This is a genomic window from Ancylobacter aquaticus (assembly GCF_004339465.1).
Classification (GTDB): domain Bacteria; phylum Pseudomonadota; class Alphaproteobacteria; order Rhizobiales; family Xanthobacteraceae; genus Ancylobacter; species Ancylobacter aquaticus.
In genome coordinates, this window is record NZ_SMFY01000005.1 from 273,291 (window position 1) to 281,314 (window position 8,024).

The 8,024-nt window shown below is 64.9% G+C and carries 1 protein-coding gene and 1 pseudogene; both read left to right on the forward strand.

What is annotated here, in order from left to right; genetic code table 11:
* The first annotated feature begins 231 nt into the window (after positions 1–231).
* Positions 232–6,363 carry a cadherin-like domain-containing protein gene (locus tag EV667_RS21230; RefSeq protein WP_131837308.1) on the forward strand — a complete coding sequence of 2,044 codons (6,132 nt, stop codon included), beginning with the start codon at positions 232–234 and terminating at the stop codon, positions 6,361–6,363.
* Between the two features lie 329 nt (positions 6,364–6,692).
* Positions 6,693–7,703, forward strand: a pseudogene (locus EV667_RS21235) (IS110 family RNA-guided transposase); the annotation flags it as partial.
* Positions 7,704–8,024: the final 321 nt, after the last annotated feature.

Consider the following 8,024-nt stretch of genomic DNA (forward strand, 5'->3'; position numbering starts at 1 on the left):
CCCCTAACCTTTCCGCAGGCGTCAGGACAGGCGCGGCGCGCGTGTCGATTATCTCCATACAGGGCATTGTTATTTGAGATGGATGCCGCCGGCCCGGCTTTAAGAACCTGTCATGTGCGCCGCTTACTGCTGCCTCCCATCCGCTGAAGGTGTGGCTTTCGGCATGTGCGGGCCGCGTTGCGGCGCAGGCGTCCAGCTGAAAACTAGCCGGCAAAACAGGAATCAAGGCTCATGGTCACCATCACCAATCCCATTCTCGATTTCATGTCCAAGCGCGGCTCGGAAGACCGCGTGATTGATCTGAACGAGGTGTTTTCCGGCGAAGGCCTGACCTACACGATCGAGAGCAGCGACCCCTCGGTGGCGAATGTGACCATCGCCAACGGCAAGCTGACCATCGATTTCCTGGAGACGCTGAGCCACACCGACCTGAAGATCACCGCCACCGATGCCGGCGGTTCCAGCGTCACCGACAGTGTCCGGGTGCGCGTCACCGGCGAGAATGCCTACACCATCGCCGTGCTGCCGGACACGCAGGACTACACCAACGCGGCCGGCGTCGAGACCTTCAAGGGCATGACCCAGTGGCTGGTCGACAACAAGGACAGCCTCAACATCTCCTTCGTCACCCATGTCGGCGACATCACCACCGAGAACAGCCCGACCCACTGGCAATATGCCAAGGAAGCGCTCGGCATCCTTGACGGCAAAATTCCCTATGGGCTTACGCTCGGCAATCATGACGGCGTTTCCGGAAGCTTCGAGGCGAGCCGGATCAACGACTATTTCTCGGTCGACGACCTAAAGAACGCCAATGGCGAGAATTTCGGCGGCACCTATGACCAGGAAGCCGCGCTGGCCAACAACACCTATTCCACCTTCACCGGCGCCGACGGCACCAAGTGGCTGGTGCTGAACCTCGAATTTGGCGCGCGCGAGGATGTGCTGCGCTGGGCGGGCGAGGTGATCGAGGACAATCTCGACCACCGCGTCATCCTTACCACCCATTCCTACATGACCTGGGCCGGCCGCCACGACGCCACCGGCGCGCCGCTCTATGACGAGGGCACCGGCTATGATTACGGCCTGGGCAACTCGCCGGAGAGCGCCACCGACGGCGAGACCATGTACCGCGAGCTGGTGCAGAAATACCCCAACATCACCTTCACCTTCTCCGGCCACATCTTCGGCGACGCCGCCGAGACGCTGGTGAGCTATGACCAGTTCGGCAATCCTGTCTACCAGATGATGGTGAACTACCAGAACGGCGTGTCGGGCGAGATCACCAGCGATGCCGGGCAGGGTTCCGGCAGCGCCGGCGGCAATGGCGCCATCCGGCTTGTCACCATCGATCCCGATAACAACTCGGTCTACACTTCGACCTACTTCTCCGCGCTGGACGACTACATGGACAGCGTGCGCGGCGATGGCGAACTCGATCGCGACGGTCTGACCGGCCCCTATCGCGGCCATGAGGAAACCGTCACCGGCGTCGAGCTCGGCACGCCCGACGTGCCCGCCATCGCCAAAGCCGGCAACGACCAGTTCGTCACCGCCGGCAATGGCCAGGACAAGGCGCAGGTCACGCTCGACGGCGACTGGACGCTCAACCCCAACAACGACCAGGGGCTGACCTATGTCTGGACCGACCGCGACGGCAATGTCGTCGCCACCACCGCGACACCCACGCTGGAGCTTGGCGCCGGCCACCATGCGCTGACCCTGACCGTGACCGACAGCGCCGGCCATATCTCCAAGGACGACGTGCTGATCGTCGTTTCCAACCCGAACACACTGCTGGTCGACAATTTCAACGACGGCAATGCCGAAGGCTGGACCCGCCCCGGCACGCCGGAAGGCTTCTCCAACGGCACGACCGCCGAATTCGGCATTGCCGACCTGCCGGGCGCGGGCGCGGTGGCGGAGGATTTTGCCCGTGTCCCCAAGGCCTCCTCGACCCAGGGCCTGAAGCTCACCGCCGATTTCGACACCGCCAGCGGCACGCTGATCGGCTCGTATTCGGTGGTGATGGACATCTATGTCCCGGCCGAAGGCGCGGGCACCTACACCGCGCTCCTACAGATCGACGGTGGCGGCACCAATGAGGATGCCGAGCTGTTCCTGAAGAAGAGCGGCAACGCCGCCGGCCTCGGCACCAACAGCGACTACAAGGGCAGCTTCACCTATGATGCCTGGCACCGCGTGGCGGTGACCTACTCCCAGAACGAGGATGGCTCGCTCTCGCTGTCGAAATATATCGACGGCGTGCTCGCCGGCACCCAGACGGTGAGCGGCGACCGCTACAAGCTCGACCCGGAAAAAGGCCTGGTGCTGTTCGCTGACAATGACGGCGAGACCAGCGAGGTCTATGTCTCCAGCGTGCTTGTCACCGACAAGGTGCTCAGCGCCGCGGACGTAGCCGAACTCGGCGGCACCAAGGCCGGCGGCATCGTCGCCACCGCGCCGAGCGCCAATTCGGTGCAGTTCGACTTCAATGCCGGCAGCGCCACCCCCAGCTTCGGCACCGGCACGCTGGCGCCGCAGGGCGATCTTGCCGTCAGCTATGACTCGGTCGAGGATTTCGACGTTCCGGCGGTGCCGGCCGTCGGCGGCAGCGCGCCGGATGTCACCTATATCCCCAAGCTCGCCAGCAGCCAGGGCCTGCTGCTGACCCCGACCTCGCCGGTTCCCGCCGGTACGCTCGTGTCGAGCTACACGCTGGTCTATGACGTGCTGATCCCCTCGGACGGCGCGAGCGGCTTCACCTCGTTCCTGCAGACCGACATCACCAACACCAATGACGGCGACCTGTTCGTGCGCAGCAGCGATGACGGCACCGGCGGCCTCGGCATTGGCGGCGTCTATACCGGCGCGTTCAAATACGACGAATGGCAGCGCGTGGTGTTCAAGATCGAGGACACTGGCGACACCGTCACCATCTCGAAATACATCGATGGCGTGAAGGTCGGCACCCAGTCCATGGATGACGACCGCTACACGATCGACCTGAGCAAGGGTGTGCTGCTGTTCACCGATGAGGACGGCGAGACCTCGAACCTCTACGTTTCGCACTTCCTGTTCACCGACAAGCTCTACACCGACGAGGAAATCGCCGCGCTGGGCGGGGTGAAGGCGGACGGTATCGTCAGCGAGGCGCCGACCGACTTTTCGGTGCAGATCGACTTCAGCACCCCGGCCATGACCGATGATTTCGGCAATGCCCAGGTGGCGGCCACCACCATCGGCGCCGGCGTCGGCGGCTTCATCGTCAAGGGCACGGTGAATTCGCGCGACACGGTCGCCGACGGGCAGGACGCGCTGGAAGGCCGCGTCTTCGAGCAGTCCGACACCGCCGAAAATCTTCTCCTCTGGGGCGAGCCGGCGGCCAAGTCCTGGTCGAACTACGAATTCGAGGCGACCCTCAAGACCACGGACAATGACGGCATCGGCGTCGTGTTCTATTATCAGGACGAGCAGAACCACTATAAGGTCGTGCTCAACGCCGAAACTAACACCCGCTCGCTCGTCAAGGTTTCCGGCGGCACCGAGACGGTGCTCGCCACCGAGCATGCCGGTACGCCGTGGAGCCGTGACTTCCACCTGAAGGTGGCGGTGGTGGATGGCGAGATCAACGTCTTCCTCGACGGGCACAATGTGTTCGGCACCGTGGTGGATGCCGCCCCGCTCGCCGGTGGCACGGTCGGCCTCTACTCGAACAACCAGCGCAGCTCGCAGTTCGACAATGTCGCCGTCAACAAGGTGATTCTCGCCGCCCATGCCGGCGACGACATCCGCGTGCTCGACCTCGATGCCGATGGCAATGTCACGGTGGCGCTCGATGCGGAAGGCAGCTACGGCCTCGCCGACATCGTCAGCTATGTCTGGACCGACGCGCAAGGCAATGTCGTTGCAGAGGGCAAGTCGGCGCAGGCTACGCTCGGCACCGGTTCGCAGACCCTGAAGCTGACCGTGACCGACTCCAGCGGCAAGACTGCCAACGACACGGTGCGGGTCGACGCGGTCGCATCCGACCGGGTGCTGCTGGCGGAAGACTTCGCCTCCAATGCCTCGCTCGGCAAATGGACCATCGTCGACGAGGGCGAATCCGGCGGCATCGGGCCAAATGGCACTGCCTCGCAATGGGAGCTGCAGGACGGCAAGTTCGTCCAGCTGACCGACATCAAGAGCCGCCAGCTCACCTGGAACGGGGCATCCAACTCCGATCCGTGGAAGACCGGCTGGAGCCCGCTCGGCGACGGCGTCAACGTGCTGCGCAAGGGCACCTATGCGCTCTACAACGATCCGGCGGCCAAGGAATGGACCGACTACGCCGTCGAGGCCACCATCGAGACCCCGGACAATGGCGCTCTCGGCCTGCTGTTCTACTACGAAGACGCGAACAATTATTACAAGCTCGAACTCGACGCCAATGGCGACTATGACCGCAACCCGAGCAATGGCGCTGGCAGCCTGTTCCAGCTGATCCAGGTCAAGGACGGCGTCGAGAAGTACCTCAACCAGTTCCCGGCCAAGTACACGCCGGGCGAGGCCTTCGACCTGCGCGTCGAGGTGAAGGACGGGCAGATCCAGGCCACGGTCGACGGCCAGGCGCTGTTCGCCTACGCCATCGAGGACCATGCCCAGAGCAAGGGCACGGTCGGCCTGTTCTCCTGGGACAGCGCCGGCGTTTCCTTCGACAATGTGACGGTGGTCTCGCTGGCGGAAGAAGGGCCAGGCGAGCCGGGCGACAATGCCGCCCCCGACGCGGTGGCCGACACCGGCTTCACCGCCACCGGCGGCGAGGCGCTGATCCTGAGCGCAGCGCTGCTGCTGGCCAATGACAGCGATGCCAACGGCGACACCCTCGCTCTCCTCTCGGTCGGCAATGCGGTGGGCGGCACGGTGAAGCTCGACGATGCGGGCAATGTGCTGTTCGTGCCGACGGCCGGCTTCACCGGCGCCGCCTCCTTCACCTACACCGTCTCCGACGGCAAGGGTGGCAGCGATACCGCGACGGTCGGCATCACGGTCGCGGGCGCGCCTAACCACGCCCCCTCGGCGGAGAATGACCGGCTCTACGCGCTGCAGGACAAGGCCGTGACCGCCTCGATCGCCAGCCTGCTGGCCAATGACCGCGACACGGACAACGACACGCTGTCCATCGTCTCGGTGCAGGAAGCGACGCATGGCACGGTGGCGCTGGTCGACGGCAAGGTGGTGTTCACCCCGGCAAGCGGCTTCACCGGCGAGGCCTCCTTCAGCTACACCGTCTCCGACGGCAAGGGCGGGCAGGACAAGGCGACGGTGACGGTCGCGGTGCACGCCCGGCCGAACCGGGCGCCGGTCGCGGCTAATGACAGCGGTTTCTCCACCAAGGCGGGAATCGCCGCCACGCTGGCGGCTGCACTGCTGCTCGCCAACGACACCGACGCCGATGCCGACACGCTCGCTATCCAGTCTGTGACCTCGGGCACTGGCGGCACGGTGGCGCTGGTCGACGGCAAGGTGGTGTTCTCGCCGGCGCAAGGCTTCACCGGCGAGGCCTCGTTCAGCTACACCGTCACCGACGGCGAGGGCGGCACGTCGACAGCTACCGTGAAGGTGACGGTCGAGCCGGTGTCCTCGGACCCGCATGAGGGCTGGACGCGCGGCACGGCCGGGGACGACACGCTGCGTGGCGATCTGCTGAAGGTCAACAAGATCTACGGCGACGCCGGCGACGACGTCATCCGGGGCGGCATGCGCGCCGACCAGCTGGATGGCGGCGAGGGCGAGGACACGCTGCATGGCGGCTTCGGCAACGACATCCTCAAGGGGGATGCCGGCGACGACACGCTGCATGGTGGCTTCGGCAATGACCGGCTGGACGGCGGCGAGGGCAACGACGCGCTGCATGGCGGCTTCGGCAACGACACCCTCAAGGGGGATGCCGGCGACGACACGCTGAATGGCGGCTTCGGCGATGACCAGCTGGACGGCGGCGAGGGCGATGACATGCTCGATGGCGGCATCGGCAAGGATGTTCTCGACGGCGGCGCCGGCGATGACCATCTCGACGGTGGGCTGGGCAATGACCGGCTCATCGGCGGTGCCGGCGACGACATGCTGCGCGGTGGCCTCGGCCGCGACACCTTCGTGTTCGCGGCGAACTCCGGCACCGACGTCATCGTCGACTTCCGGGCCGGGCAGGACACGATCGAGTTCACCGGCCTCGACTTCGAGACCTTCGACGACGTTCTCGCGGCGATGATCGACAGCGAAGACGGGGTGGTGATCCAGCTCGACGACAGCGGCGATCACACGGTGCTGCTGGAAGGCGTGACCAAGGCGCGTCTCGATGCGGATGATTTCTCAATCCTCTGATCGGCCGGCGCAGCTTCCTGCCACACGAACAGCAAAGGCCGCCCGGAAGGGCGGCCTTTATCGAATTGCCCCGATCTCCATCCGGCGAGGACAGGGGCCGCGTGGACAGGACTCCGCTGCGGCCACCCTCGGGGGCTAGGTGTTTGATCGCGAGCTTTGATGGTGCTGGGCAAATGGGAAGCAGCAGAGGCGAAGCGCATTATATCGACGCCGTAGAAGCGTCGCTGGACGATCCCGGCGGCATCGAAAAGCTGGCCTGCCATCTCGAATGTCTGCCGGAGATACTGCGCAACCTCGACTGTCCCCTGCCTGAGGGCGGCCGGATGCTCCTGATGATCGACCCCATGGGGCTCGTCATCAGCCAGAACGCAGCGGCGGCCAAGGCGCTAGGCCGGTTGATCGGCACCTCGATCGCCGAAGCAGCCCTCACGCCGCAGGCTCTGCCGGCATTTCTGGACACGCTGGGACGGGGCAAGGGGCCCGTTCCGCTCGCCGTTGCGGCCCGTGCCGGGCATCATCTTGGCCGCCTGCTTCGCGAGCAGGGTCACGATGTGCGGCTGATGTCGCCAGAGTATGTTCGCCCGTATGTGAAGGCTCAGAAGAATGACGATCGGGACGCCGAGGCGATCGCGGAAGCGGCAACCCGCCCGACGATGCGCTTTGTCGATCTCAAGAGCGACGAGCAACTCGACATGCAGAGCCTGCATCGGGCGCGGGATCGGCTAGTCGGCGAGCGCACGACGCTAATCAATCAGTTGCGAGCGATCCTTCTCGAACGCGGGATCGTGATGGCGAAGGGACGGCGCAAGCTCGAACTTCGACTGGATCAACTCCTTGCTGGCGAGGTGGCGATCAGCCGTCGGATCAGACTGCTGGTCGAGGACATGCGGGCCCAGTGGCGCACCCTTGACGAGCGGATCGGCGCCTTCGATGCCGAGTTCGTTGCGATCGCGCGCGAGGATGCCGCAATGAAGCTCCTTTCGACAATCCCGGGGGTCGGCCCGTTGAATGCGATTGCCTTCGTGGCCTCGGTGGGAAGAGCGGAGACGTTTGGCCGGGGCCGGGATCTTGCCGCCTGGCTCGGCCTCGTACCGCGCCAGATGACAACCGGCGGCAAACCTCGTCTTCTCGGGATCAGCAAGCGCGGCAACGGCTATCTTCGTCGGATGCTGATCCACGGCGCGCGAGCGGCCTTGCCGTCCCTGGCGAAGGGGCGGACGTTGCTCGGCGAATGGCTGCGCGGATTGCTCGCGCGAACGCATATGAACACGGCCGTGGTCGCGCTCGCGGCGAAGATGGCCAGGATCATTTGGGCCGTGTTGAGAAGCGGGCGCCCCTTCCAGGTGGATGGTCGTCATCCAGTCGAAAGAATAGTCGGTCTGGGCTTCCTGCATGCGATTGGCGATCAGGGCTGCCCCCTCGGTGGCGCCAAGGACACTCGAACTTCCCATGCCGGCATGAAGATAGTCCGCTTCGGCGCCGATCACGAAGCCATTGGCGAACTGGTAGCTATAGCCGATCTGCCCGCCCCAGATTCCGCCGCTGAAGGTTTCATCAGCTGATTCCGCGAAGGCGCGCGGGGCGTAGCTGCCATCCGCCAGCGTCATAGTGCCGTCGACCGAACCAAAGCCATAGCCGACCGACCCGCCGGCATAGAGGCC